The organism is Sulfitobacter profundi (genome assembly GCF_042661425.1).
Taxonomy (GTDB): Bacteria; Pseudomonadota; Alphaproteobacteria; order Rhodobacterales; family Rhodobacteraceae; genus Sulfitobacter; species Sulfitobacter profundi.
Genome location: NZ_JBHSWA010000001.1, coordinates 3,387,135 through 3,410,137, shown reverse-complemented (window position 1 = coordinate 3,410,137; position 23,003 = coordinate 3,387,135). Strand labels below are relative to the sequence as shown.

The window sequence follows — 23,003 nt, the reverse complement described above, 5'->3', positions numbered from 1 at the left end:
CACAACGCTGGGGTTTTCATTTTGTGCGCCGTTGTGCCCCTGACCCATGGTCTGCGGCCCTCGTCGCGCGTAGATAATGGCATCCCAGCGGGTGCGGGGGAAGCGCAAAGAATAACGCGAATTCAGGTAGTTGATCACAGCGTTCATCATCTTAGCCCCAATCCTCGACGTCATGCTTGGAGACCGGTGTGCCCACAACGTCATCGGCGCGCTCACGGTCCATCGGGAAGCTGGTCAGGCCCGGGATCGACTTGATCGGCATCAGGTAGCCGCGTGATCGAATACCGGCCAAGGTGAGAGGGTGCGGGGTTGGTGTGGCACCCGGAACGCGGGACGCTGATTGCTTCCAGACACCACCGGCCCAGTCCGAGTTCCGGAACAGGTCCTTCAGCTGCTGAAGCTGCTGGTTGGCGATGAACAGCTGCGCCTCTTCGCCCGTGCCGCTGACCCGCAGGCCGACGCTGGCCAGCTGGGTGTTACATCGCTGCTGGGTGATGCGCAGGCTGCTGTGGCCCTCATCGTCCGGGTGTCGGAGCCCCTCTGGTGTGCCAGGCAGGCCAGCCGCGCCCATCACCCACTGGGCGATGTTGTACTGCTGACCCTTTCGGTAGGGATCATACTGCTGACCCATAAGGTGCAACAGCATGGCATCGGCATCGTTCACCGTGTCTTCGCGATCGGCGTTGGCGATGAAGGCGATCTTCTTGGCCCAGCTGGCCATGACATCTTCTGTCGCGATATCCGCTTGGCTCGCCATATCCGCCATTGCGAGGACTGTGCCCCAGTTGTCGGCATCGCGGCCCATAACACCTTCATGCTCCAGTGCGTGACGCCACGCGGACATGCGGTCCGGCCAGCTCTCCCACCGATCGATGAGCAGCTTCTTCAGACGTGCGCCGCGTGCCCGCCATGTGCGGGGCTGCAAGTTCAGCTTGGCCGCGCCCTTATCGAGCGGTTTCATCTCCAACCGGATCAGACGCTGAACGTCCTGTGTTTTCATTACGCCCGGGATCAGGATCGAGCTGAAGAGGAAAGCCGAATAGACCTTGCCGCCCACGCCTGTCTGGTCGGCCGACCCGCGAAACCATTCTCCACCCGATGCCGCGACCCGCGCCAGCGCGATGATGTCCCGTTCCTTGGTTGACCGCTCATCGCCGGGTTCGAGCTCGTCGACGGCCACTGGCAAGCTCGACTGCCCCAGCTTGGACGTGATGCCGGATTTGGTGGCGTCGGTGGTCTGCACAAGGCCGTCGTCGCCGTGCAGCAACTTGATCAACTTCTGGAACTCAGACTTGCCTGAGGCAGCCGGCGCAACCAACCAGAAGACCGGCCGCCAATCGAGGGCACCGCAAAGCATCTGCGTCGCGATCATGCCCAGAGATATGAATGGGTGCACATCCGGCACCGCCCAGTTCCAGGTCTCAATGGTTTTCAATATCTCGGGCACGGGGTCCGGGGCTTCATCAGCCTCGTCAGGGTGGGGGATTGGGGGTTGTGCGGGATAGATATGCTTGCCCACCTTGCCGGGGCGTTTCTTCTCGCCGCGCACCAGCACCGCGTCACCGGCGTGATAGATCAGCCGGCCGTCGTCATCCGTCCAGGCACCCACACCGCGCACGTCGTGCAGCGGGTTGAAGACGCCCAGCTCCGACGTCGCCTCGTACATCGCCATGCTGGCCTTGTAGGCATCGAAGCGGCCGGGTTTGCGCACCCAGCTGTCGCCCTTGTATTCCCACTGGGCGAAATTGAAGCACAGCTTGGGGATCTGATGGCCGAACAGCGACTGCATGAACTGGCCTTCCAGCTTCTTGGCGCCACGCATCTGACCCAGCACATCGAGAAAGTAATGATGATCTCCGCGCACGCCCAACGGCGTAACAGGGCAGCCATCGTAGATTTCTCCTTTGGGGCGGCCGCGATAGCTGCGATCTCCGTCCTCCGGGGGCTGTCCCGGCGGGGAGGGGCGTCACCACCGCCACCTGCGCTGTCATCCGCTCGTGGGGCCTCCGGCGCATTGTCCAAAGCATCGCGCAGCTCGTCCTTGGTGGGACGGTTTGGGGCCTTGCGGTAGCTGGCGCGATCCTGATTTCCAAGCCACGCGTCGTTGCTTGCCTGCTCTGTCACGTCTGTTGTGCCTCCAATTCATTGGCGACCGAGGCAACGCGATCGCAAAACTTGCGCCGGCGGGCGCTCTTCTTTTCCCCGTAAGGGCCGGGTGCGAGGGTGCGAGACGCCTGCAAGGCTTTGTCCAGCAGGCCTATGGCGCTGGCGTAGAACTGGCGATCGAGGACATCCTTCTCCTTGAAGTGCGGATGCAGCAGGCCGAGATGATCGATCCCGGCCCAGCTGCCGTGTCCAAAGGCGACGCCGTAGCGGCCGAGGCGGATTTCAGTGCGAAAATTCATGTGATCCGCCCGTGATTTTTGAGCTGCTGCGCTTCGGCAATGTCAGCACATTTCAGAAGATCGGCCGCCACACGGCGCGCGGTCTCAGGCTGCATCGAGGCAGCCGCGAAACCATCGCCGCCCGCGTCGTTCATGACCAAGTGGATGGACTGGCAGTCGCAGTCTGGGCCGCAGTTTCCGACCTCGAGTGTGTCGGCTGCTAAGAGGGCATTCATTGCATCACCCAGATGCAGCCTTTGCTCTCACAGGCCATGTGCAAATGCGCTTTGGAACCAGCCAAATAGGCACGGATTTTCGACCCGCAAACCGGGCATTTTGTCCAGGCACGGCGCTTGTTCTTTTTCAACATTGCCGTGCGCATACGGAGCGCCAAATCTAAGGTTTCGCCAATCCGATCGCGCGCATCGCTTTTGATTTCAGCTTGGGTCATCCGGCTTCCTTTCCTTGCTCATGCCCTGCGGCCGAGGCGCGCAGAGCGTCGTTCAAATCCTTGCCGCCCCAGCGGTTCTGAAACAGCTTCACCCGGCGGCCAGCCTTCTGGTGCTGCGCGACGGCGCGCTCCAGCTGCTCGCGGGCCGTGTCGTTGTCGTCGAGGTCAGCGACCAAGGTGAGATCGGTCACCGTGTCGGGCAGGGCGACAAAGCCGAGGTTTCCGAGGAGATCGCCGCCAGAACGCGGGCCTCGGGCTTCAGCATCACGATCGACAATGCGTCCTCGATGCCTTCAGCCATGAACAGATGGGTGCCCGCAGGCGCATGGCGCAGGCCGACCGGCTTGCCGCCACGGGGGCCAATGCCTTTCCAGATGTGGATCGCCGAGCCGTGGTATTCACCCAGCACCTTCTTCGCGGCCGGCACGGGCGCTTTGTTCCAGCGGCCCTGGGCATCGCGTGCCAGATAGGTGCGGTGGACGGCCACGTTCTCGCCGCGTTGGTTTGTGGCCATCGCTACCATTGCAGGATAGCTGCCTTCGAACACCTCGCCGGTTTTTGGATCCTCGTGGTAATAGCTGCACTCGGGCACAAAACGCAGAACCCGCGGCTGGCGGCCTAGCGCCCGCAGATCGATGCAGCGCTGGTCGCGCAGATAGAACTCCACAGGCGTGTCGGCGATGCGCTCTTGACCGCCCAGCCAGATCGCTTGCGCCTGGGCGCTGCGAGCCCTTTTGCGCGCTCGATCTTCTGCTTCAGCTTTGGATCGGCGCACGGCGGCTTTGCGCGCCGCTTCTTTCCGCCGCGCGAAGTCCTCGGGGCTGTCGGAGCGTAGGCCGAGAAACGAACGGGCTTCGCGCACCGCCTGGGCAAGGTCACAGTCCAGCGACAGGGCGATCAGATCCAGCACGTCGCCATATCCTTTTCCGGGTACGCTGCCCACGGCATAGTCATTCCAGCGCCCCGCATCCGCTCCTGTCATTGTGACGCAGAAGCTTCCGACCGAGCGATCTGCGCGGCCGGGGTTTAGGGTGAAATACTTGCCAAACGCTGTGTAGGAGCCTTTGGCCGGCGGCGCGTATTGCGCCACCACGCCGTCGAGCTGGTCCAGCAGCATGGATTTGATCTCATCCAGAGAGTATGTGGGGCGCTGGGACATGATCAGTCCGGGACGATCTGCCAATCGTCAGCGAGCATGTCTGTTTGCGATGCAAGCCAGCCCACCACCATAGCGCCATCTGCTGCGCGCATATCGATGTGCGGCAACAGTTCGATCTCACCCTCCGGGTCATCGATCTCAACAGCACGCTTCGCAGCTGCGTGACCACATTTGGCATGCTTCGCGGGAAAGGCCGATCCCGGCGTCAGCGCGACCCACATCCCTTTGCCGTTCCAACCTGCCCGAGCGACTTTGGCGCCAGACTTCATGGCCATAATCGCGTGGCCAAACGACATCGCGTCCTGAGGCTGATAAGCCCGGGCAAATACATCAGCCGGCGACCAGCTGATATAGCCCGCATGGTCAGGATGGTTCGATGCGCCACCGTCGATGTATTCGACCAAATAGCCGTGATCCGCACCGTCCTCATCAGCAGGAAGGGTCCAGCCACGATAGTTGTTATAGGCTTGCCGGGTCATGGCGGTGGCCTTGATCTGCTTAGTTCCGAAAAACGTCTGCATCAGAATGCTCCATTCGTTGGATTGGGTTTCAGGTGTCGGCGCGCAGCTCTTTAAAAACCTCGTAGGAACGACCCGCCCGCCATGCCGCGAATTTCGCGACGGCCGTGTTGGCATCGAGGTGCGCTCGAAACGAGAGCTCCCCGCTAAAATCGACAGACACGATGACCTGCTTTGCCGCAGCCACCATCGGCGCCACGATTGGATGATCCTCGGTGACCAGCGGCAGGACATCCCGGAGGATCTCCATCCACATCCTCTGATTGGGCTGCGACACCACGCGTTCGGTCGCGAACCACGTGAGCGCAAATGCGAGCGTTTGGTCTGCCGCCGAAAACCGTGCATCGATGCCTACCGGATCAGCCATAGATATCAGCCCTCCCGGCATCGACAGGTTCGTGCTGGACCAGCGTCCGGATCGCGTCAGTCAGTGTCTGGCCGATCGCGACCAGGCGTTCTCGATCGAACCGGCATTCCTCGTACTGGACGGCAAAGTCGGTGATGGCACGAAACAGCGGTTCGTCAGAAGACATGGCCTCTTCAGCGCGGGTAACCATGGCATCGACATCGTCGCGGCTCAGATCATTGCACCGTGCCCGCATCCCGATCGACAGAGCCTCAAGGCGGACGGACTTGCGCAGATCAAAGCCCATTGCGCACCTCCGGTAAAAAAGCGTGCAGACCGTCCGCGCCCACGGCGGCCTGCACGCAAGTCCGGATCGCGGCGCACCTAGCGGCGCTGTACCTCATGGGCCAATAGCAATCCGGTTGTCCGGTAGGGAGGAGGTGCCGGGCAACTCTCATTCCGCTGCAATCTCTTGCGCGGACATATTCTCCAGCAGTGCTTCGATCTCGGCGCGGCTTGCGCCCCAGATCAGATGTTTTTCGGCCAAGGGAATGCCTTGGCGTCTGGCATATTTAAGAAGCTTGCGATTGACGCGGGGCGGCATGTCGCCGGCATCACGATATTGAGATGCGCGCCGCCAGCCATAACCGGCTTTTTCGCCCATATCGACGATCCGCCCCAACTCGCCAATGGGGGCGATAAGGCGCTCACATACTTCCAGTGGTGTCAGGTTGCTACTCATGACACGACATCTAGCTGCGGGACGTATATCTTGGCAACTATAAAATACAGAATTTGTATCGTGAAATTATAGTTGTGAGTAGCTACTTGCTGACAAATGGATGACAAGTGGTTCAAGCAGCAGCAGAAACGCGTCGGTGCGACAGCCGAAGATATCGCGCAAAAAATGGGTCGCACGCGCGCGAACGTTTCGAATATCTATACTGGCCGTCAAAAAATGTCGCTGGAATGGGCTCGGGCATTTGCTGAAGTGCTACAGGTTCCTATCGATGAGGTCTTGAAGCGCGCAGGAGTGTTGAAGCCTGTTGAGGCGCGCCGGGTCACGCCCGAGTTTGCAGATAGTGATGCGGCACCCTGGGGCGACAAGGGCAATAGCAGTGATGGTGTATACAATATCGCTGCTGCGTTGGGCGGCGCCAGGCCGGGTGTTGACGTTTGGCAGATAGAAAGGGGCGCGCTGAGCCTTATGGGCTATTTCCCTGGTGATATGATCTTGCTCGACACCCATCAATCAGAGCTCTGCAAGGCCGGCGATGTGGTGATCGCGCAGAAGTATGACGGCAAGACCGGTGCATCTCGGATGTTGCTTCGCAGGTATGAACCTCCTGTCTTGGTTGCCGCAAGTCCTGAAGCGGCGGATCGCCGCGTTGACGTTGTAGATGGCTCCAATGTTCTTATAAGGGGCAAAATCATAGGTAGCTGGCGAGTTGTGTGACGGCCAACCTAAAATAAAAATATAGTAAAACTATAAAAGTCAGTTGACAGTTGCGGGTATCAACTCCTAACTCTTGTGTGAAGACATCATACAGGAGCTGACATGACACAGGTTGCCAACCTTCCCACGGTCCCGAATGCTATGGCTGGGCCGATCACCGACAAAATGCTCGAACAGGTCATCTGCGCCGGCACAACCGCGCAGAAATGTACTGGGCTTTCCGACGCCGATGCGGCGTTGATCATCCTCACTATCCCTCAGATCGCTACGGAACTGCTGCATCGCCGCCGCGCGATGGGCGTCATCGCCGATATGACCGAACTCGACAACGTCACGTTTATGCCCTCGGTCCGCGACAATGGCTGATCTTGCTGATCCTGCGGACATGATCCGATCCATGGCGCCCGAAGAGCGGCGCGGCTTCCTTTATGCCTGCGACGTGATGCACAACTGGGCGGGGCAGATCGAAGAGAAAGCCCCGACGCTTCGGGGCGCCGACCTCGACATTCCCCTTAGCCTTCAAATGCAGAATTCTGCCCGCTTCGCGCAAGGGCTTGCCGACGCAATGAAGCGTCAGGCGTCTGCATAGACTTTCTGCCGGGGGTCGCCAGCGGGTCTGCTCGACCGCCCTCACAACCCACAAGCCCGACAGGCTGGCGACACTGTCCGGTAAACCATCAGGCAAAGACATGGAACTCATTCGAGACATACTGACAGCGATCGGCGGGGTGACAGTCTTGTCGGCCGCGCTGGCCGTGGTTCTCCTGCTGGTGCCACCTCGGCGCCCCCAGCCACGCAACCACCCGGAAACGCAAGACGACTTTTCGGTCTCGCTGCAACGCTGGGGCGATGTTCAGGAAAGGAAGGGGCAGTGACTTTCATAACCGCCGCTGATGTCGCGGCGCTTACCGGGTTCTCCGACGGCGCTGCATTCCTACAAGCGCGTCCGCGTCTTGAGCGTGACCACGATTTTCCACTGCCTATGCCAACCTGCTTGCGGCCGTTGAAATGGCGCAAGGATGCGGTGACGTCTTGGGTTGATCTGCAATGCCGGCCGACTTCCGACGATCCCTTCGTGGGCGGACCAAATGTGGTGCTGCTTGAGGAGGCGCGTCGGGCATGAGTGGCGCGGCACCCATCACCGACAAGATCGCCAGCCTGCGCCAGCGCCGTCGCGCCGATGGCGGGTGGCGGGTGTGGTGGGAGCCGAATGCATCCGCTCGGAAACTTGGCTTTCAGCCTGTCGAGCTCAATGGCGATCGTCCGACCTGGTCAGCCCGTGAGGCCAAGCGCCTGAATGATGACGTTGATCGGAGGCGCCGCGGTGACACCGCGCCAGCGCGCGGCAGCGGCGGCAGGACGATTGATGCTCTGATAGCCGACTATCGGCATTCCGTAGCGTTCAAGGAACTCTCCGATGCGACCCGGCGCAGCTACGCCATCAATTTGGCCGTGATCGAAACAAAGTGGGGTCCAAGCAACGTCGTGGACTTCTCCAAGCCGATCCTCCGCACTTGGTACGAGACCGTATATTCTGCTTCGGGTCCGGCGCAGGCCTTAGCCTTGATCCGCATGTTTTCGATCCTCATGAGCCACGCCGAAGTGCGGGGCTGGCGTGCCGAAAATACCAACCCTTGTTTCAAGCTGAAGATGAAAGCGGTCCGCAAGCGGCACCGCACGGCCACCTGGGCAGAGTTTGATGCTCTGGTGCAGGCTGCGCAGTCTTTGGGTTATCATGCCGTTGCCTGCGGAATTGTTCTGGCGACCCTCCAGGCGCAACGTCAGACTGACGTCATCAATGCCAAGGTTGCTCATTTCCGTGAGGTTGAGGTGGCGGGCATCGATGCGCCGGTGATGATCTGGGAATTGATCCGATCCAAGCGCGAGAACTATGGCGTGATGCCAATACACCCCGAGGCGCAGCCTTACTTGCGCATGCAGCTACCAGTCGAAGGTGAAGATCGCACTTACCTGCTGATCGATGAGGCGACCGGGCAACCCTATTCTGGCGATCTCTTCCGAAAACGCTGGGCCGCGATACGCGCACTGGCGTCCAAGTCTGTGCCAGGTCTCGCAAGTCTCCAATTCCGAGATCTGCGTCGAATCTTCGGGGTTTGGTCCCGCGCCGGCGGCAGCACAAAAGAGGATGTCGGTGATGTCCTGGGCAACTCGGCCGCGCTCGATCCGCAGCTGGGCGAAATCTACATGCCACCCTCATTCCACACGGCCGCGCGTGCGGTGGCATCAATCCAGCGGCCAGCTGAAACCAAGAGGAAAAAGCATGACCCAATTCAGCCTAGAACCAGAACAGGCACAAATCGTCGCAAATGCTCTTAGAAACCATGCGGCCGATTGGCGGCGCTATATCAAAGGCACCGCCCCAGCCGACGCGACGGCCGAGGAGTTGGCGACCTTTGAACGCCAAGCTACCGAGCACATGGCGATTGCCGAGATTTTCGACCCGTCTGGACCCGCCCCGGAGGCACCATGATCCCTAAAAGCATCAGAAAGAAGCTGCCCACGGCGAGGCTAATTTCTATTGAAAACGGTGGATACTATCGCAAGCCATATTTCGCACGGTTCAGGTGCGCGAATTTCATCCGCTGGCAGATTTGGCGCATTTGTATCACGCATCGAGCCCCATGGATCGAACGGTCAGCGCGCCAAATCCATCCCCATCTATTTAAAACCAACTAAGCCTGAGGAAAAAAGCATGAACCAGAAACAGGAAATGGGCAGGCTGGCGATGCGTGTCGAAGGTGATCTATGGGTCGCATACTACGCATTGCCAAAGACCATGGATGGCGCGCTGTTTTTGGGCTCGATCCAGATGGCATTCGTCCAAGACGAGAGTGCGAAGCAGATTTTCATGGCGCTCATGCGCGATGCAGTGTCTCTTGTCATCAAGGGGCAGACTGGCGTCGATCCGCAATGGCCTGATCCTTTCGGAAAACCAGCTCCACAGCACGAACGTAGCGGGCGAGCCTGATAGCTTTATTGGAGGAACTCATGTTTGACGTAATTGGATGCGGTGAAGGTTGGCAGGTGCATAAGAATGGGCGACCTGTAGGCAGTGTTTATAAAACTGAAGAGCGGGCTTTTGCATTCATTAATCGTCTCACACGCGACGAGAAGTTATCCCAGCGGCCGTGCATCACCTGCCGGACTGCATTCAAATCCGAAGGCCCACATCATCGCATGTGTCGACCCTGTCGACAGCTGGCAACTGGGATGCTGGCGATATGAATGGCCGCCGTCCGACTCGGACGGGTTCGGACGGTCGGACGGCCAAATTCGGACGAAGCGCCAAAGGTCTGAATTTTAAGGATTAAGTGGTGCCCCCACACGGACTCGAACCGCGGACCTACTGATTACAAATCAGTTGCTCTACCAGCTGAGCTATAGGGGCACTGAGGGCTCATTTAGAGAAATGGCGCGGGGGGTGCAAGAGGGGAAATGAGAGTTTCTTTCGGATTTTACACGCGGCGCGGGACGGGCTATTCATCGCCAAGATTTTCAAGGTTGAGCGGAGTATCATGCAACTCGTTTTGCACACAGGTGTTCATTTCACGGAAGACGAGCGGCTGCTGAAATGCCTGCTGCGCAATCAGGATGATTTTGCCAAAACCGGCGTCAAAGTGCCCGGGCCCAGCACCTATCGCAATCTGTTTCGCGATACGCTCAACGCGATGCACAAGGCAGAGCCTTCTGAGGTGGCGCGGGATGTTCTGCTTGATGCGATTCTTGATGAGGGCACAGCCAGCCGGGTGATCCTGTCGGATGCGAATTTCTTTCGCTCGCCCGCCACGGCGTTGCAAGAGGGGGTGCTCTATCCCGCCGCCGCCGTTCGGATGTTGCGCATGGCGCAGCTGTTCCCCGAGGACGAGATCGCATCTTTATGGCGATCCGAAACCCCGCGTCGCTGGTGCCGGTGCTCTATGACAAAGCGGCCGACAAGACTTCGGCGGCCTTCTGGGGGAGCGGGGGCCGGAAGACCTGCGCTGGTCTGAGACGATTGCCCAATTGCGCGAAGCGGCGCCGGGCATTCCGATCACGGTCTGGTGCAACGAAGACACGCCGCTGATCTGGGCGCAGATCATCCGCGAGATGGCCGGATTGGAGCCGGAGACCAAGATCAAAGGCGGCTTTGATCTGCTGCACGCCATCATGTCCGAAGAGGGGATGCGGCGGTTCCGCAGCTATCTCGACACCCATCCAGAGATGTCCGAGGCGCAGAAACGGAGGGTAATCACAGCGTTTCTCGACAAATACGCGCTGGAAGAAGAGATCGAGGAAGAACTCGACATGCCCGGCTGGACCGAGGAATTGGTCGAGCGGATGACGGCGCTTTATGACGCGGATGTCGAAGTCATCCGCGCCATGCCGTGCGTCAGCCTGATCGCGCCTTAAACATTGGCTTCAGCCAGTTTGGTGATCACGTCATAGGCCATGGCCACATCCTCGGCTGTGGCGGTGAAGGCGCCTGCCTGAAAGCGGATCACCAAAGCCCCGTCGATGCGGGTCTGGGTCAGGTAGATCCGCCCATCGTCGTTGATCCGATTGAGCAACTTTTGGTTATGCGCCTCAAGGTCTGCGGTCGCCAAATGGCGGAAGGTGAAGAGGAGAGCATTGGCGGGGTCACGATCTCGAACCCTTCCGTCGCCTCCAGCCGTGCGGCCAAGTCCTGCGCCCATGTCACATGGTTGCGGATCATCTCGCGCAGCCCTTCCAGCCCATGGGCACGGATCAGGAACCATAGTTTCAGTGCCCGGAAGCGGCGGCCCAAAGGCACCGACCATTCGGAATAGTTCACAATCCCATCCGCGCCGTGGGTCTTCAGATACTCCGGCTGGATCGCCAGCGTGCGGACCAGATCGTCAGGATTGCGCAGAAAATGCGTGGTGCAATCAAACTGCGCGCCCAGCCATTTATGCGGGTTCATTACCACGGAATCGGCGCGTTCGACCCCGGCCCAAAGGGCGCGGAACTCTGGACAGATCATCGCTGATCCGGCCCATGCGGCATCGACATGGGTGTAGAGCCCTTCGGCCTCGGCCACATCCATCACGGCGGCGATGTCATCGCTGGCACCCGCGCTGGTGCCGCCGGTGCAGGCGATGATCCCCGCCGGCAGATGCCCCGCCGCGCGGTCGGCAGCGATGGCGGCGCGCAAGGCATCGGCATCCATCGCGCGGGTTGGGCCGTGGGTAGGGATACGCACAAGGTTCTCTTCGCCCAGCCCCGCAATCCAAATGGCGCGGTCGACCGAGGTGTGCACCTCTGCCGAGCAATAGACCCGCAGGCGCGGCTGGCCCGACAGACCTGCCTTGTTGCCCTGCCAATCCAATGCCCGCTCACGCATCGTCAGCACGGCGCAAAGCGTGGCGGAACTGGCGCTGTCTTGGATCACGCCGGTGAACCCATCGGGCAGACCGATCGCTTGGCGCATCCAATCGCAGACGCGGGTTTCCAGCTCTGTCGCCGCCGGAGAGGTTTGCCACAGCATGCACTGCGCCGCGATGGCAGAGACGAAATATTCCGCCAGCACCGAGACAGGCGCGGCATTGGCCGGGAAATACGCAAAGAACCGGGGTGCTGCCAATGGGTCATGCCGGGCATGATGGTCTGCTCAAAATCGTCGAAAATCGCCTGCATCGCCTCGGCCCCTTCGGGCGGGGCGTCGGGCAGGGCAGAGAGCACGGCACCGGGGGCGACCTGTGCGCGGACGGGTTCATTGCGCAGGCCCGCGTGGTAGTCTGCGGCCCAATCGGCCGCACGGCGGCCCCACTGGCGGAAATCCTCCCAGTTCATCCGCGGCTCCTTTGGCCTATAATCTTGGTTGTCATACGTGATCTGTGCCCCATGTTGTTGTATTGTCTCACTGTTGTTCCGCGCGGCTTGGCCTCTTCAAGAATGATGCCGCAGCGGTTATGGTGATCGTCACGCCCTTTTGGGCGCTCTTTGACTTGGTAAGTAGCGATCAGGAAACCGTCAAGAATGGCCACAATGCCCCCTGCGCCGCACTGCCCGCTCCCTTCCGATTGCGCTTTTGCGCGCGCGGGAAAGGGTGATGGGGCCGATCCGGGAAATCCTGAACGAAAGCGGCATCTCGGAACAGAAGTTTCGCGTGTTGCGCGTCGTCGAGGAATCTGGCCCGATGGAGCAGACAGCACTGGCGCAGCAAGCCTGTCTGCTGCTGCCGAGCTTGACACGCATGTTGCGCGCGATGGAGGAAGAGGGGCTGCTGAGCCGTGCCAGCGATCCGGACGACGGGCGCAAGTCCATCGTCACGATCACCGATCAGGGCCAACAGATTTTACAAGACCACGCGGGCGATGCCGCGGCGCTGTTTTCCGATTTCGAGGCCCGTTTCGGCAAGCAGCGGATGGAAGACCTGCTGGATATGCTCGAAGACCTCGTCAATCTGGACATGCAGAAAAAGACCGACGGGCCAAAGAAAGACTGACGCGTAGGGGTTAGCCCCCTTTGCTGCCCGCCGCACCGCGCAAATTCCGGCCAGCGCCATGCGGCTGCCCTCGGACTCTGTCGCCGGGGCGCCCTGCTGGGTCAGGGCCCGCAGGTAAAGCTGCGCCGCGCCGCCCGTGCCGATCACCGCCAGCGTTTGCCCCAGCCAATAGGCCCGTGCCGCCGCAAGTTCCGCGCCGATCAGCGTGCCAGCCAACCGCGCCTCTGCCGTGGGCGGCGGGATATCGTTCAAAGCCAGATCAGCCCGGATGGAGGCCAAACGCCCCGCCAGCCGCTCGGGCCGCGACAGCCCATCGCTGAGCGCATCGTCAAAGGCCGTGTCGTCCAGCGCCGTGCCCTCGGCTGGGGTGCCGTCGCCCAAAAGGTCCAGCAATTCCCCGGTCAGGAAAGTCTGAAAGCTCACCACTTCGCCCGCGCTGATCTGCGCCCAGACCGAAGTCGCGCCTGGCAAGCAGATCACCCCGTCCCAGTCTTTGTTGAGGCTCAGAAAGCCCGCGATCTGTGTCTCGGCCCCTCGTAGCAGCCCGCTGGGGCTTTGCTGCCGCAGGGCGGGGATGACCTGAAGGTCGAAGTTATCCGTGGGGAGAGGCGTCGCACCTTCGGCAGTGGCGGTGCAGGGCACCATGCGGGGCGCGGCGTCGGTCCAGCCTACGGGCAGGCCCGCCACGAAGACCGGCAAACGCGGCAATTGCCACGGCGCGGTGAGTGTCTTGAGCGCGGCGTCAAAGGCCGAGGCGCTGGTCAGGCCCGCCGGGTCGCACTCCGCCGTGGCGGTCTCTAGCGCCGATCCGCCCTGCATCGCCCAGACCTGCAACCGCGCGTCTTGGACCTCAACCGCCAGCCAGTCTGCTTTGCTTACATCGGTCATCGCACCGCCTCTCGTCGTGAATTTCCGTCTGGCATAGGCCCTGTGGGCTGCGGGTTCAATGCGTCCGATGCCCTGTCAGCCGTGCGACTGCCCGATTACTTCAAGCATAAAATATTTATCCTTGAATGAAAAAGCGACTCAGCCTAGGCTCCGTTCCAAAGCGAACCAGAGGGGAATTTCGATGCGTGCAATCTGTCTTGGCGGCGGTCCTGCGGGGCTGTACTTCGCGATTTCGCTGAAACTGCGCCAGCCCGAGGCCGATGTGACGGTGCTGGAACGCAACCGCGCCGATGATACCTTCGGCTGGGGCGTTGTGCTGTCGGATGAAACGCTGGATAATCTTGAGGTTAACGACCCCGTCTCGGCACGCGAAATCCGCAGCCATTTCGCCTATTGGGACGATATCGCCCTGCACCACAAGGGCAACGTGATCCACAGCACCGGCCATGGTTTCTGCGGTATTGGGCGCAAGCGGCTGCTGCTGATCTTGCAAGAGCGGGCGCGCGCGTTGGGCGTGAACCTGCAGTTCGAGACCGAGGTCAAGGATGCCTCCGAATACATGGATGACTACGATCTGGTGGTCGCCTCCGACGGTCTGAACTCCAGAACCCGGATGGAATTCGAAGAAACCTTTAAACCAGACATCGACGTGCGCCGCTGCCCCTTCGTCTGGCTCGGCACGCATCAGAAATTCGACAACGCTTTTACCTTCATCTTTGAAAAGACAGACAAAGGCTGGATCTGGGTCCACGCCTATCAGTTCGACAAAGACACGGCGACTTTCATCGTCGAATGTAGCCAAGACACCTTTGACGCCTATGGATTTGGTGAAAAGACCCAAGAAGAGACCATCGCGATCTGCGAAGAGATCTTCAAGGACCACCTCGACGGCCACAAACTGATGACCAACGCCAGCCACATCCGCGGCTCGGCTTGGATCAAGTTCCCCCGCGTGCTTTGCGAAAAGTGGAGCCACGAGAATGTCGTGCTTCTGGGCGATGCCTCGGCCACGGCGCATTTCTCGATCGGGTCGGGGACGAAACTGGCGCTGGAATCTGCGATCTCGCTGGCGAAACATGTCAGCGACGACAAAGACCTGACCACGGCGTTCGAGAAATACGAAGAAGCCCGCCGCCTTGAAGTGCTGCGTCTGCAATCGGCGGCGCGCAACTCGGTCGAATGGTTTGAGGATGTTGAGCGTTACCTCGATCTGGACCCGGTGCAGTTGAACTATTCCATGCTGACCCGCAGCCAGCGGATCAGCCACGAAAACCTGCGCGAGCGTGACCCCAAGTGGCTGGAAGGAGCCGAGAAATGGTTCCTCGACCAAGCGGGTGCCGACAGCAATGGCCCCGTCCGCGCGCCGATGTTCGCGCCGTTTCAACTGCGTGACATGAAGCTTGAAAACCGCATCGTCGTCTCGCCGATGGCGCAGTACAAGGCCGTCGATGGCTGCCCGACCGACTGGCATTTCGTGCATTACGCCGAACGCGCCAAGGGCGGCGCGGGGCTGGTCTATACCGAGATGACCTGCGTCTCGCCCGAGGGCCGCATCACGCCGGGCTGTCCGGGCCTTTATGCACCCGAGCACGAGGCCGCGTGGATGCGCCTGACCGATTTCGTTCATGCCGAAACCGAGGCGAAGATTTGCTGCCAGATTGGCCACTCGGGCCGCAAGGGCTCCACCCAACTGGGTTGGGAAGAGATGGACGCGCCGCTCAAGGCGGGCAACTGGGACATCATCTCGGCTTCCGCGATCCCGTGGTCGGAAAACAATGCCCTGCCCAAAGCGGCGACACGCGCAGACATGGACGCGATCCGCGACGAATTCGTCGCAGCCACCCGCATGGCCGAGCGGGCCAACTTCGACATGGTCGAACTGCATGCCGCGCACGGCTACTTGATCTCGTCCTTCATCTCGCCGCTGTCGAACCAGCGCGAGGATGCCTATGGCGGCAGTCTTGAAAACCGCATGCGCTACCCGCTTGAGGTCTTCAAAGCGATGCGCGACGCTTGGCCCGGGGGCAAGCCGATGGCGGTGCGCATCTCGGCCAACGATTGGGTCGAAGAAGACGGCGTGACCCCCGACGAAGCCGTTGAAATCGCCCGTATGTTCAGCGACGCGGGGGCCGATATCATCGACGTCTCGGCAGGCCAGACCTCGAAACAGGCCAAGCCCGTCTATGGCCGCATGTTCCAGACCCCGTTCAGCGACCGCATCCGCAACGATGGCGGCATCAAGACCATGGCCGTGGGCAACATCTATGAGGCCGACCACGTCAACTCGATCCTGATGGCGGGGCGTGCCGATCTGGTCTGCCTTGCCCGGCCACATCTGGCCGATCCCTATTGGACCTTGCACGCCGCCGCCGCCATCGGCGACCGCCACGCCGCTTGGCCGCTGCCTTACGGCCCGGGCCGCGATCAGGCATGGCGTCTGGCAGACCGCGCGGCGGAGATGGAGAAAGTATGAGCCATATCGTCATCACCGGCGGCGGCACCGGCGTAGGGGCCGAGATCGCCCATACGGTGGCCGGGACCGGCGCCAAGGTCACGATCATGGGCCGCCGCGAAGCACCCCTGCGCGAGCAGGGCCTGCCGTTTCAGACCTGCGACGTGACCGATGCGGATGCCGTACAAGCGGCCTTCGCCGCCGCCCGCGCCGAGAATGGCCCGATCACCGGCGTCATCGCCAATGCGGGGGCGGCGCATTCCGCGCCTTTCCACAAGATCACAGCGCAGGACATGAGTGATATGATGGCGGTGAACGTTACCGGCGTCTTTAACGTCTGGCAGGCCGCGCTGTCGGAGATGAAAGACGCCGGGCAGGGGCGTTTGATCGCCGTGGCCTCCACCGCGGGGCTCAAGGGCTATCCTTACGTTGCGGGCTATGTCGCGGCGAAACATGGGGTCGTCGGTCTGACCCGCGCGCTGGCGTTGGAACTGGCGCGCACGGGCATCACCGTGAACGCGATTTGCCCGGGCTTCATCGACACGCCGCTCTTGGAACGCTCGGTCGAGAATATTACCGCCACCACCGGCAAAAGCGCCGAGGAGGCCCGCGCCTTGCTGAAACGCGCCAGCCCGCAGAACCGCTTTGTCGAAACCTCCGAGGTCGCCGGTGCCGTGCTCTACCTGCTGTCGGACGCCGCGGCTTCGGTCAACGGCCACGCGCTGGCGCTATCGGGGGGCGAAGTATGAGCGACGTGGCCAAGGATCGCGTGCGCCTCTGGCTGCGGCTGCTGAAAGTCGTGCGCGGGTTGGAGCAGGAATTGCGCGATACGCTGCGGCGTGAGCATAACACGACGCTGCCGCGGTTCGACGTGATGTCGGCCCTCTCGCGCCATCCCGAAGGGCTGAAGATGAGCCAGCTTTCGGGCGTGCTGCGCGTGTCCAACGGCAATGTCACCGGCATCGCCGATCGTCTGAGCGAGGAGGGGCTGGTCGAACGCATCCCGGTCCCCGGCGACCGCCGCGCGATGATGCTGCGCTTGACCCCCGCGGGCACGGCGCAATTCGCCCGCCAAGCGCAGGCGCATGAAGACTGGATCAACGAAAAACTGCGCGGAATCTCCTCCGAGGAAGCCCGCGCCATGGCGGCCCGCCTGCAGGCTTTCGCCGCCCAAACGGAAGAAAAGGAAAAAGCCAATGCGCAGTGATGTGACGCATTTCCAATGTGAAATCAAAGACCGGATCGCCACCGTGCGGCTTGACCGGCCTGACCGCAAGAACCCGCTGACCTTCGACAGCTACGCCGAGCTGCGCGACTGGTTCCGCGATCTGGTCTATGCCGATGATGTCGATGTGGTGATCTTCGGCTCCAATGGCGGTAACTTTAGCTCTGGCGGAGATGTGCATGATATCATTGGTCCGTTGACCCGCATGAACATGAAGGAACTGCTGCGTTTCACCCGTATGACCGGCGATTTGGTCAAGGCCATCGTGAACTGTGGCAAGCCGGTCATTGCCGCCGTCGATGGTGTCTGCGTGGGCGCGGGCGCGATCATCGCCATGGCCTCGGACCTGCGGCTGGCAACGGCAGAGGCCAAGACCGCCTTTTTGTTCACCCGCGTAGGCCTTGCGGGCTGCGACATGGGCGCCTGCGCGATCCTGCCGCGCATCATCGGCCAGACACGGGCGGCCGAACTGCTCTACACCGGGCGCGCCATGTCTGCCGAAGAAGGGGAACGCTGGGGTTTCTACAACCGGCTGGTGACAGGTGAGACGCTGGAAGATGAGGCGCTTAAACTGGCGCAGAAAATCCAAGCCGGCCCGAATTTCGCGCATATGATGACCAAGACGATGCTGGCCCAAGAATGGGCGATGTCCATCGAACAAGCGATCGAAGCCGAGGCGCAAGCACAGGCGATCTGCATGCAAACGGGCGATTTTGAACGCGCCTACAACGCTTTCGTCGCCAAGGAACGCCCGGTCTTCGAAGGGGACTGAGATACGAATAGCCAAAAGATAAACACGCGGGGAGGCGTAAACCATGGCTGACAAAAGTTTTCTCGACTGGCCTTTTTTGAGCCGCGCCACAAGGAGTTGGCGCTGGCTCTGGACGAGTGGGCGGCACGCGAGTTGAAGAACGTGGATCACGGCGACACCGATGGGGCCTGCCGCGATCTGGTGACGATGATGGGCCAAGACGGCTGGCTGCGCCACAGCGGCGCGGAGGGGGACGAGGTGCTTGATGTGCGCAGCCTTTGCCTGATCCGCGAAACGCTGGCGCGCCATGACGGGTTGGCGGATTTTGCCTTTGCTATGCAAGGGCTTGGCACCGGCGCGATCTCACTTTTCGGGAGTGATGAGCAAAAGGCCGAATGGCTCCCCAAGACCCGTTCGGGACAGGCGATTTCGGCCTTTGCCCTAACCGAGCCGCAGTCCGGCTCAGACGTGGCAAACTCCACCATGACAGCCACGTCAGACGGCAACGGCTATGTGCTCGACGGGCGCAAGACGTGGATTTCCAACGGCGGCATCGCGGATGTCTACACCGTCTTCGCCCGCACCGGAGAGGCACCGGGCGCCAAGGGGTTGTCGGCCTTCATCGTGCCCGCCGACACACCGGGGCTTAGGGTCGAGGAACGGCTAGAGGTTATGGCGCCGCATCCACTGGCCACCTTGCATTTCGATGGCGTGAAACTACCCGGCTCGGCGCTTCTGGGTGAGGCGGGGCGCGGCTTTGCCATTGCCATGTCGGTGCTGGATGTCTTCCGCTCCACCGTCGCCGCCGCCGCCCTCGGCTTTGCCCGCCGTGCGCTGGACGAGGCGCTTTTGCGCGTCACCAGCCGTCAGGTGCAGGGCGCGCCGCTGAGCGAATTGCAACTGGTGCAGGGCCATATCGCGGACATGGCGCTTGACGTCGATGCCGCCGCTTTGCTGGTTTACCGCGCCGCTTGGACCAAAGACAGCGGCGCGCCGCGCGTCACCCGCGAGGCGGCGATGGCCAAGCTTTTCGCCACGGATCAGGCGCAAAAGGTGATCGATAAGGCCGTTCAATTGCACGGTGGCGACGGCGTGCGCAATGGCGAGGCAGTGGAGCGACTTTACCGCGAAATCAGGGCCTTGCGCATTTACGAGGGCGCGTCGGACGTGCAACGTATTGTCATCGCCCGCCAGACTTTGGGAGCCATGTCATGAAGCTGCACCCGACCGGACATGAAGACACCTTCGCCCGTGAAAACCTGCCGCCCTTCGACCAGTGGCCGGACTTGCTGTTGGACCGCTTCGACTATCCCGATCGCCTGAACGTCGGCGTCGAACTCACTGACAAGATGGTGGAAAAAGGGTTTGGCGACCACACCGCACTGATCGGCAACGGGCGGCGTCGAACCTATAAGGAACTGGCTGACTGGACCAACCGTCTGGCTTCCGCGCTGGTCGAGGATTTGGGGGTGAAACCCGGCAACCGGGTGTTGATCCGCTCGGCCAACAATCCTGCGATGGTGGCCTGCTGGTTGGCGGCGACCAAGGCGGGGGCGGTTGTGGTCAACACCATGCCGATGCTGCGCGCGGGCGAGCTTGCGGCCATCGTCGACAAGGCCGAGATCACCCACGCGCTCTGCGACACGCGGTTAATGGATGAGATGACGGCCTGCGCCAAAACCTCCAAATTCCTCAAAACGGTCGCGGGTTTTGACGGCACCAGCAACCACGACGCCGAGTTGGACCGGTTGGCGCTGGAAAAACCGGTGCAGTTCGAGCCGGTGGACACCGCGCAGGACGATGTGGCGCTCTTGGGTTTTACCTCAGGAACCACCGGTAACCCTAAGGCAACAATGCATTTTCATCGCGATCTTCTGATCATCGCAGATGGCTATGCGCGCGAAGTGCTGAACGTCACGCCAAGGGATGTTTTCGTCGGCTCGCCGCCCTTGGCCTTTACCTTTGGCCTTGGTGGCCTCGCGGTTTTCCCGCTGCGCTTCGGGGCCGCCGCGACGCTTTTGGAGACCGCCAGCCCGCCCAACATGATCGAGATCATCGAGAAGTACAAAGCCACCGTCTGTTTCACCGCGCCCACCGCCTATCGCGCGATGTTGCAGGCGATGGAAGAGGGCGCGGACCTCAGCAGCCTGCGTGCCGCCGTTTCCGCCGGAGAGACGCTGCCTGCACCGGTTTATCACGAGTGGCAGGAAAAGACCGGTAAACCCATGCTTGACGGCATCGGCGCGACGGAAATGCTCCATATCTTCATCTCGAACCGCTTCGACGACCACCGCGCCGCTTGCACCGGCAAGCCCGTCACGGGCTATGAGGCGCGGGTGATTGATGCGGACGGAAACGAGGTGCCGCGCGGCGAGGTAGGCCGTCTGGCCGTGCGGGGTCCAATCGGCTGCCGCTATTTGGGCGACAAGCGGCAGGCGGATTATGTCAAGGACGGGTGGAACATCACCGGCGACAGTTTCACCATGGACGAGGATGGCTATCTGCATTTCGCCGCCCGCAACGACGATATGATCATCAGTTCTGGCTACAATATCGCCGGGCCGGAGGTCGAGGCGGCGCTGTTGAGCCATCCTTGTGTCAGCGAATGTGGGGTGGTGGCCGCCGCGGATGACGCGCGCGGCTCTATCGTTCAGGCGCATGTGGTTCTGGTTGACGGAACTCCAGAAGACGCCAATACTATCAATCTATTGCAGGATCATGTTAAAGCGACCATCGCACCCTATAAATACCCGCGCGACATTCGTTTCATCAAAGAACTGCCCAAAACCGCGACCGGCAAGATCCAGCGTTTCGCGCTGAGAGAGGATACATGAGCAGTTTCGACGAAGCCTCCAAAGGCGCCAAGATGAATTTCGCCAAGGACAAGTCCTATGGCGATTACCTTGGGCTGGACCAAATCCTGACCACCGAGAACCCGCTCGACATGGCGCATGATGGGCTGCTTTTTATCATCCAGCACCAGACCTCGGAGCTATGGATGAAACTGGCGATCCATGAGTTGACCGCCTGCCGAAAGGCGCTTCAGGCAGGGGAATTGCGCCAGAGTTTCAAGATGTTGACCCGTGTGGCACGGATTTTCGAGCAGCTTAATTCGGCTTGGGATGTGTTACGGACTATGACGCCGAGCGAATATACCCAGTTCCGTCCGCACCTTGGTGCCTCTTCTGGGTTTCAGTCCTACCAGTACCGTCTGATCGAATACCTGCTGGGCAACCGGATCGCGGCGCTGACCAAACTGCATGAACATACGCCCGAACCCCATGCGGCGCTGGTGGCGGAGATGCAGCAGCCGAGCCTCTATCAGGTGGCGATTGATCTGCTTTGCACGCGGCTGGGGGAGCCGTCGCTTGCCGGCAGCCCCGAGCCGCAAGCTTGGCAGCCGAAGGCCGAGGTTCAAGCCCTGTGGAAACAGGTTTATGAAGACCCGACAACTCATTGGGAACTCTACGAATTGGCGGAAAAACTGGTCGATCTCGAAGACTACTTCCGGCGTTGGCGGTTCAACCACGTGACCACCGTGGAACGTATCATTGGTTTCAAGCGCGGCACCGGGGGCACCGCTGGGGTGACCTATCTGCGCAAAATGCTTGAGGTGGAGCTTTTCCCTGAGCTTTGGCATGTGAGAGGAGCACTGTAAGTGTCTGTTTTGAAAAAAGATCAGTTCATCCTACCGGAGGGCGTCATCTACCTCGACGGCAATTCGCTGGGGCCATTGTCCAAGGCCGCCGCCGCGCGGGTGCAGGAGATGATCACTGCGGAATGGGGTGAGATGTTGATCCGAGGCTGGAACCAAGCCGGTTGGATGGAACAGCCCGCCCGCGTTGGCAATATGGTGGCCGGGATCGTTGGCGCGCCGGAAGGTTCGGTCGTTATGGGCGACACCCTGTCGATCAAGGTTTTTCAGGCGCTGGCCTCGGCGCTGAAGCTGCGCCCGAACCGCAAGGTGATCCTGTCGGACAGCGGCAACTTCCCGTCGGACCTCTACATGGCCGAGGGGCTGGTGGGGCTTTTGGAGCAGGGCTATGAGCTGCGCACCGTGGCGCCAGAAGAGGTGACGGGGGCCATCGGCGAGGATATCGCCGCGGTGATGCTGACCGAGGTCGACTACCGCACTGGCCGCAAGCACGACATGAAGGCGATCACCGAATTGGCCCATGCCAATGGCGCGGTGATGATCTGGGATCTGGCCCATTCAGCGGGCGCGCTTCCGGTGGACCTTGCGGGCAGCAACTGCGAGTTCGCGGTGGGCTGTACCTACAAGTATCTCAACGGCGGGCCGGGTGCGCCGGGCTTCATCTACGTCCGCCCCGATCTGGCCGACGAAGTGCAACCGGCGCTGGCCGGTTGGCTGGGGCACCGCCAGCCATTCGCTTTTGAGCAGAGCTACCAGCCCGGACAGGGGATCGAGCGGATGCGCGTCGGCACCCCGCCGGTGATCCAGTTGACCGCGCTTGAAGTGGCGATGGAGCTTTGGGCGGATGTGGACATGCAAGAACTGCGCGCGGCCTCTATCGCGCTGCAAGAGCAGTTTATCAAAGAGATCGAGCGCGACGTGCCGCAGCTGACCCTGGCCAGCCCGCGCAACAGCGCCGAGCGGGGCAGTCAGGTGTCGTTCCGCTTTGACGAAGGCTATGCCGCGATGCAGGCCGTGATCGACCGCGGCGTGATCGGCGATTTCCGCGCGCCTGACATCATGCGTTTTGGCTTCACGCCGCTTTATATCGACGCCGAAGATGTCTCCAAAGCGGTCGCGATTATCCGCGATGTGATGGAGAACCGTCTCTGGGATAACGAAAAATACAAGACCCGCGCGCGGGTGACCTGACAGCATCAGGCGCAGGCGCTAAGCTGGCAAGACGACCCAATTGAACGGGCCCGGTAAAGAG

At 61.1% G+C, this 23,003-nt stretch carries 27 protein-coding genes, 1 tRNA gene and 3 pseudogenes; 19 read left to right on the top strand and 12 right to left on the bottom strand.

Annotated features, from left to right (window positions below; genetic code table 11):
* Positions 1-151 precede the first annotated feature (151 nt).
* Both ACFQAU_RS17760 and ACFQAU_RS17755 read right to left on the bottom strand, forming a co-directional pair.
* Positions 152-1,864: a hypothetical protein gene (locus ACFQAU_RS17760; protein ID WP_386283728.1), complete on the bottom strand. Its 1,713-nt coding sequence runs from the start codon at positions 1,862-1,864 to the stop codon at positions 152-154.
* Between the two features lie 256 nt (positions 1,865-2,120).
* A complete protein-coding gene (locus ACFQAU_RS17755; RefSeq protein ID WP_132443607.1) occupies positions 2,121-2,405 on the bottom strand; it encodes a hypothetical protein in 285 nt (94 codons plus the stop codon).
* An 11-nt stretch (positions 2,406-2,416) separates the two neighbouring features.
* Between ACFQAU_RS17755 and ACFQAU_RS17750 the strand changes: the two genes are divergently transcribed.
* Entirely contained in the window at positions 2,417-2,608 is a 192-nt protein-coding gene (locus ACFQAU_RS17750) for a hypothetical protein (protein WP_165935528.1), read from the top strand.
* 8 nt (positions 2,609-2,616) lie between these two features.
* Here the strand turns inward: ACFQAU_RS17750 and ACFQAU_RS17745 are convergent, their stop codons facing one another.
* The 7 genes from ACFQAU_RS17745 to ACFQAU_RS17715 all read right to left on the bottom strand — a co-directional run bounded on the left by ACFQAU_RS17745 (position 2,617) and on the right by ACFQAU_RS17715 (position 5,600).
* Positions 2,617-2,835: a hypothetical protein gene (locus tag ACFQAU_RS17745; protein ID WP_132443605.1), complete on the bottom strand. Its 219-nt coding sequence runs from the start codon at positions 2,833-2,835 to the stop codon at positions 2,617-2,619.
* The gene (locus tag ACFQAU_RS17740; protein ID WP_386283725.1) at positions 2,832-3,026 is read right to left on the bottom strand and encodes a hypothetical protein; all 195 of its coding nucleotides are present in this window, start codon (positions 3,024-3,026) and stop codon (positions 2,832-2,834) included. The genes ACFQAU_RS17745 and ACFQAU_RS17740 overlap by 4 nt, the downstream gene beginning before the upstream one ends.
* Positions 3,023-3,994 carry a DUF7146 domain-containing protein gene (locus ACFQAU_RS17735; RefSeq protein ID WP_386283722.1) on the bottom strand — a complete coding sequence of 324 codons (972 nt, stop codon included), beginning with the start codon at positions 3,992-3,994 and terminating at the stop codon, positions 3,023-3,025. The genes ACFQAU_RS17740 and ACFQAU_RS17735 overlap by 4 nt, the downstream gene beginning before the upstream one ends.
* Positions 3,995-3,996: 2 nt before the next feature.
* Positions 3,997-4,515 carry a DUF2829 domain-containing protein gene (locus tag ACFQAU_RS17730; RefSeq protein ID WP_240791535.1) on the bottom strand — a complete coding sequence of 173 codons (519 nt, stop codon included), beginning with the start codon at positions 4,513-4,515 and terminating at the stop codon, positions 3,997-3,999.
* 28 nt (positions 4,516-4,543) lie between these two features.
* A complete protein-coding gene (locus ACFQAU_RS17725) occupies positions 4,544-4,879 on the bottom strand; it encodes a hypothetical protein (RefSeq protein WP_132443603.1) in 336 nt (111 codons plus the stop codon).
* Positions 4,872-5,165 carry a hypothetical protein gene (locus ACFQAU_RS17720; protein ID WP_132443602.1) on the bottom strand — a complete coding sequence of 98 codons (294 nt, stop codon included), beginning with the start codon at positions 5,163-5,165 and terminating at the stop codon, positions 4,872-4,874. Before ACFQAU_RS17720 ends, ACFQAU_RS17725 begins: the two co-directional genes overlap by 8 nt.
* 147 nt (positions 5,166-5,312) lie before the next feature.
* Positions 5,313-5,600, bottom strand: coding sequence for a hypothetical protein (locus ACFQAU_RS17715; RefSeq protein WP_132443601.1), 288 nt, complete (start codon positions 5,598-5,600; stop codon positions 5,313-5,315).
* 96 nt (positions 5,601-5,696) lie between these two features.
* Here ACFQAU_RS17715 and ACFQAU_RS17710 point away from each other — a divergent pair, with 96 nt between their 5' ends.
* The 7 genes from ACFQAU_RS17710 (at position 5,697) to ACFQAU_RS17680 (ending at position 9,303) form a co-directional block, all read left to right on the top strand.
* Entirely contained in the window at positions 5,697-6,314 is a 618-nt protein-coding gene (locus ACFQAU_RS17710) for a helix-turn-helix domain-containing protein (protein ID WP_132443600.1), read from the top strand.
* 102 nt (positions 6,315-6,416) lie between these two features.
* Positions 6,417-6,680 carry a hypothetical protein gene (locus ACFQAU_RS17705; RefSeq protein ID WP_132443599.1) on the top strand — a complete coding sequence of 88 codons (264 nt, stop codon included), beginning with the start codon at positions 6,417-6,419 and terminating at the stop codon, positions 6,678-6,680.
* A 31-nt stretch (positions 6,681-6,711) separates the two neighbouring features.
* Positions 6,712-6,903: a hypothetical protein gene (locus ACFQAU_RS17700; protein ID WP_132443598.1), complete on the top strand. Its 192-nt coding sequence runs from the start codon at positions 6,712-6,714 to the stop codon at positions 6,901-6,903.
* A gap of 100 nt (positions 6,904-7,003) precedes the next feature.
* Positions 7,004-7,189 carry a hypothetical protein gene (locus tag ACFQAU_RS17695; RefSeq protein WP_132443597.1) on the top strand — a complete coding sequence of 62 codons (186 nt, stop codon included), beginning with the start codon at positions 7,004-7,006 and terminating at the stop codon, positions 7,187-7,189.
* Positions 7,186-7,437, top strand: coding sequence for a hypothetical protein (locus tag ACFQAU_RS17690; protein ID WP_132443596.1), 252 nt, complete (start codon positions 7,186-7,188; stop codon positions 7,435-7,437). The genes ACFQAU_RS17695 and ACFQAU_RS17690 overlap by 4 nt, the downstream gene beginning before the upstream one ends.
* On the top strand, positions 7,434-8,651 hold the full coding sequence (locus tag ACFQAU_RS17685) for a hypothetical protein (protein WP_386283720.1): 1,218 nt from the start codon (positions 7,434-7,436) through the stop codon (positions 8,649-8,651). Before ACFQAU_RS17690 ends, ACFQAU_RS17685 begins: the two co-directional genes overlap by 4 nt.
* 202 nt (positions 8,652-8,853) lie before the next feature.
* The gene (locus ACFQAU_RS17680) at positions 8,854-9,303 is read left to right on the top strand and encodes a hypothetical protein (protein ID WP_206054263.1); all 450 of its coding nucleotides are present in this window, start codon (positions 8,854-8,856) and stop codon (positions 9,301-9,303) included.
* A 344-nt stretch (positions 9,304-9,647) separates the two neighbouring features.
* On the opposite strand, the gene ACFQAU_RS17675 is transcribed toward ACFQAU_RS17680, so the two are convergent.
* Positions 9,648-9,723: transfer RNA gene (locus ACFQAU_RS17675), tRNA-Thr, on the bottom strand.
* 127 nt (positions 9,724-9,850) lie between these two features.
* On the opposite strand from ACFQAU_RS17675, the gene ACFQAU_RS17670 reads away from it, so the two are divergent.
* Positions 9,851-10,324: a hypothetical protein gene (locus ACFQAU_RS17670; RefSeq protein WP_386283718.1), complete on the top strand. Its 474-nt coding sequence runs from the start codon at positions 9,851-9,853 to the stop codon at positions 10,322-10,324.
* Positions 10,325-10,337: 13 nt separating this feature from the next.
* A complete protein-coding gene (locus ACFQAU_RS17665) occupies positions 10,338-10,724 on the top strand; it encodes a hypothetical protein (protein WP_386279688.1) in 387 nt (128 codons plus the stop codon).
* Here the strand turns inward: ACFQAU_RS17665 and ACFQAU_RS17660 are convergent.
* Positions 10,721-12,125 (bottom strand): annotated as a pseudogene (locus tag ACFQAU_RS17660) (pyridoxal phosphate-dependent decarboxylase family protein). The gene ACFQAU_RS17665 and the pseudogene ACFQAU_RS17660 overlap by 4 nt on opposite strands.
* A gap of 259 nt (positions 12,126-12,384) precedes the next feature.
* Here ACFQAU_RS17660 and ACFQAU_RS17655 point away from each other — a divergent pair.
* Positions 12,385-12,780, top strand: a complete 396-nt coding sequence (locus ACFQAU_RS17655; RefSeq protein WP_386283714.1) for a MarR family transcriptional regulator — start codon at positions 12,385-12,387, stop codon at positions 12,778-12,780.
* Positions 12,781-12,828: 48 nt separating this feature from the next.
* Here ACFQAU_RS17655 and ACFQAU_RS17650 read toward each other — a convergent pair.
* Positions 12,829-13,668 (bottom strand): annotated as a pseudogene (locus ACFQAU_RS17650) (2-dehydro-3-deoxygalactonokinase); the annotation flags it as partial.
* Positions 13,669-13,849: 181 nt separating this feature from the next.
* Between ACFQAU_RS17650 and ACFQAU_RS17645 the strand changes: the two are divergent.
* The 8 genes and pseudogenes from ACFQAU_RS17645 (at position 13,850) to kynU (ending at position 22,942) form a co-directional block, all read left to right on the top strand.
* Entirely contained in the window at positions 13,850-16,141 is a 2,292-nt protein-coding gene (locus ACFQAU_RS17645; protein WP_132443590.1) for a bifunctional salicylyl-CoA 5-hydroxylase/oxidoreductase, read from the top strand.
* Positions 16,138-16,869 carry an SDR family NAD(P)-dependent oxidoreductase gene (locus tag ACFQAU_RS17640; protein WP_132443589.1) on the top strand — a complete coding sequence of 244 codons (732 nt, stop codon included), beginning with the start codon at positions 16,138-16,140 and terminating at the stop codon, positions 16,867-16,869. Before ACFQAU_RS17645 ends, ACFQAU_RS17640 begins: the two co-directional genes overlap by 4 nt.
* Positions 16,866-17,327, top strand: coding sequence for a MarR family winged helix-turn-helix transcriptional regulator (locus ACFQAU_RS17635; protein WP_067627975.1), 462 nt, complete (start codon positions 16,866-16,868; stop codon positions 17,325-17,327). The genes ACFQAU_RS17640 and ACFQAU_RS17635 overlap by 4 nt, the downstream gene beginning before the upstream one ends.
* A complete protein-coding gene (locus ACFQAU_RS17630) occupies positions 17,317-18,117 on the top strand; it encodes an enoyl-CoA hydratase family protein (protein WP_120350828.1) in 801 nt (266 codons plus the stop codon). The genes ACFQAU_RS17635 and ACFQAU_RS17630 overlap by 11 nt, the downstream gene beginning before the upstream one ends.
* Before the next feature lie 43 nt (positions 18,118-18,160).
* Positions 18,161-19,311 (top strand): annotated as a pseudogene (locus tag ACFQAU_RS17625) (acyl-CoA dehydrogenase family protein).
* Positions 19,308-20,930, top strand: coding sequence for an AMP-binding protein (locus ACFQAU_RS17620; RefSeq protein ID WP_132443587.1), 1,623 nt, complete (start codon positions 19,308-19,310; stop codon positions 20,928-20,930). Before ACFQAU_RS17625 ends, ACFQAU_RS17620 begins: the two are co-directional and overlap by 4 nt.
* Positions 20,927-21,754, top strand: coding sequence for a tryptophan 2,3-dioxygenase (locus tag ACFQAU_RS17615; protein WP_120350831.1), 828 nt, complete (start codon positions 20,927-20,929; stop codon positions 21,752-21,754). Before ACFQAU_RS17620 ends, ACFQAU_RS17615 begins: the two co-directional genes overlap by 4 nt.
* Positions 21,755-22,942 carry a kynureninase gene (gene kynU, locus ACFQAU_RS17610; RefSeq protein WP_132443586.1) on the top strand — a complete coding sequence of 396 codons (1,188 nt, stop codon included), beginning with the start codon at positions 21,755-21,757 and terminating at the stop codon, positions 22,940-22,942.
* Positions 22,943-23,003 lie beyond the last annotated feature (61 nt).

What these genes read in the sequence shown, in the direction of transcription:
- ACFQAU_RS17670 (WP_386283718.1), top strand. Translation starts at nt 9,851, where the DNA reads ATGCAACTCGTTTTGCACACAGGTGTTCATTTCACGGAAGACGAGCGG.
- ACFQAU_RS17695 (WP_132443597.1), top strand. Translation starts at nt 7,004, where the DNA reads ATGGAACTCATTCGAGACATACTGACAGCGATCGGCGGGGTGACAGTC.
- ACFQAU_RS17715 (WP_132443601.1), bottom strand. Translation starts at nt 5,600, where the DNA reads ATGAGTAGCAACCTGACACCACTGGAAGTATGTGAGCGCCTTATCGCC.
- ACFQAU_RS17655 (WP_386283714.1), top strand. Translation starts at nt 12,385, where the DNA reads ATGGGGCCGATCCGGGAAATCCTGAACGAAAGCGGCATCTCGGAACAG.
- ACFQAU_RS17685 (WP_386283720.1), top strand. Translation starts at nt 7,434, where the DNA reads ATGAGTGGCGCGGCACCCATCACCGACAAGATCGCCAGCCTGCGCCAG.
- ACFQAU_RS17630 (WP_120350828.1), top strand. Translation starts at nt 17,317, where the DNA reads ATGCGCAGTGATGTGACGCATTTCCAATGTGAAATCAAAGACCGGATC.
- ACFQAU_RS17720 (WP_132443602.1), bottom strand. Translation starts at nt 5,165, where the DNA reads ATGGGCTTTGATCTGCGCAAGTCCGTCCGCCTTGAGGCTCTGTCGATC.
- ACFQAU_RS17755 (WP_132443607.1), bottom strand. Translation starts at nt 2,405, where the DNA reads ATGAATTTTCGCACTGAAATCCGCCTCGGCCGCTACGGCGTCGCCTTT.
- ACFQAU_RS17645 (WP_132443590.1), top strand. Translation starts at nt 13,850, where the DNA reads ATGCGTGCAATCTGTCTTGGCGGCGGTCCTGCGGGGCTGTACTTCGCG.
- ACFQAU_RS17615 (WP_120350831.1), top strand. Translation starts at nt 20,927, where the DNA reads ATGAGCAGTTTCGACGAAGCCTCCAAAGGCGCCAAGATGAATTTCGCC.
- ACFQAU_RS17640 (WP_132443589.1), top strand. Translation starts at nt 16,138, where the DNA reads ATGAGCCATATCGTCATCACCGGCGGCGGCACCGGCGTAGGGGCCGAG.
- ACFQAU_RS17735 (WP_386283722.1), bottom strand. Translation starts at nt 3,994, where the DNA reads ATGTCCCAGCGCCCCACATACTCTCTGGATGAGATCAAATCCATGCTG.
- ACFQAU_RS17635 (WP_067627975.1), top strand. Translation starts at nt 16,866, where the DNA reads ATGAGCGACGTGGCCAAGGATCGCGTGCGCCTCTGGCTGCGGCTGCTG.
- ACFQAU_RS17700 (WP_132443598.1), top strand. Translation starts at nt 6,712, where the DNA reads ATGGCGCCCGAAGAGCGGCGCGGCTTCCTTTATGCCTGCGACGTGATG.
- ACFQAU_RS17745 (WP_132443605.1), bottom strand. Translation starts at nt 2,835, where the DNA reads ATGACCCAAGCTGAAATCAAAAGCGATGCGCGCGATCGGATTGGCGAA.
- ACFQAU_RS17705 (WP_132443599.1), top strand. Translation starts at nt 6,417, where the DNA reads ATGACACAGGTTGCCAACCTTCCCACGGTCCCGAATGCTATGGCTGGG.
- ACFQAU_RS17710 (WP_132443600.1), top strand. Translation starts at nt 5,697, where the DNA reads ATGGATGACAAGTGGTTCAAGCAGCAGCAGAAACGCGTCGGTGCGACA.
- ACFQAU_RS17620 (WP_132443587.1), top strand. Translation starts at nt 19,308, where the DNA reads ATGAAGCTGCACCCGACCGGACATGAAGACACCTTCGCCCGTGAAAAC.
- ACFQAU_RS17730 (WP_240791535.1), bottom strand. Translation starts at nt 4,515, where the DNA reads ATGCAGACGTTTTTCGGAACTAAGCAGATCAAGGCCACCGCCATGACC.
- ACFQAU_RS17725 (WP_132443603.1), bottom strand. Translation starts at nt 4,879, where the DNA reads ATGGCTGATCCGGTAGGCATCGATGCACGGTTTTCGGCGGCAGACCAA.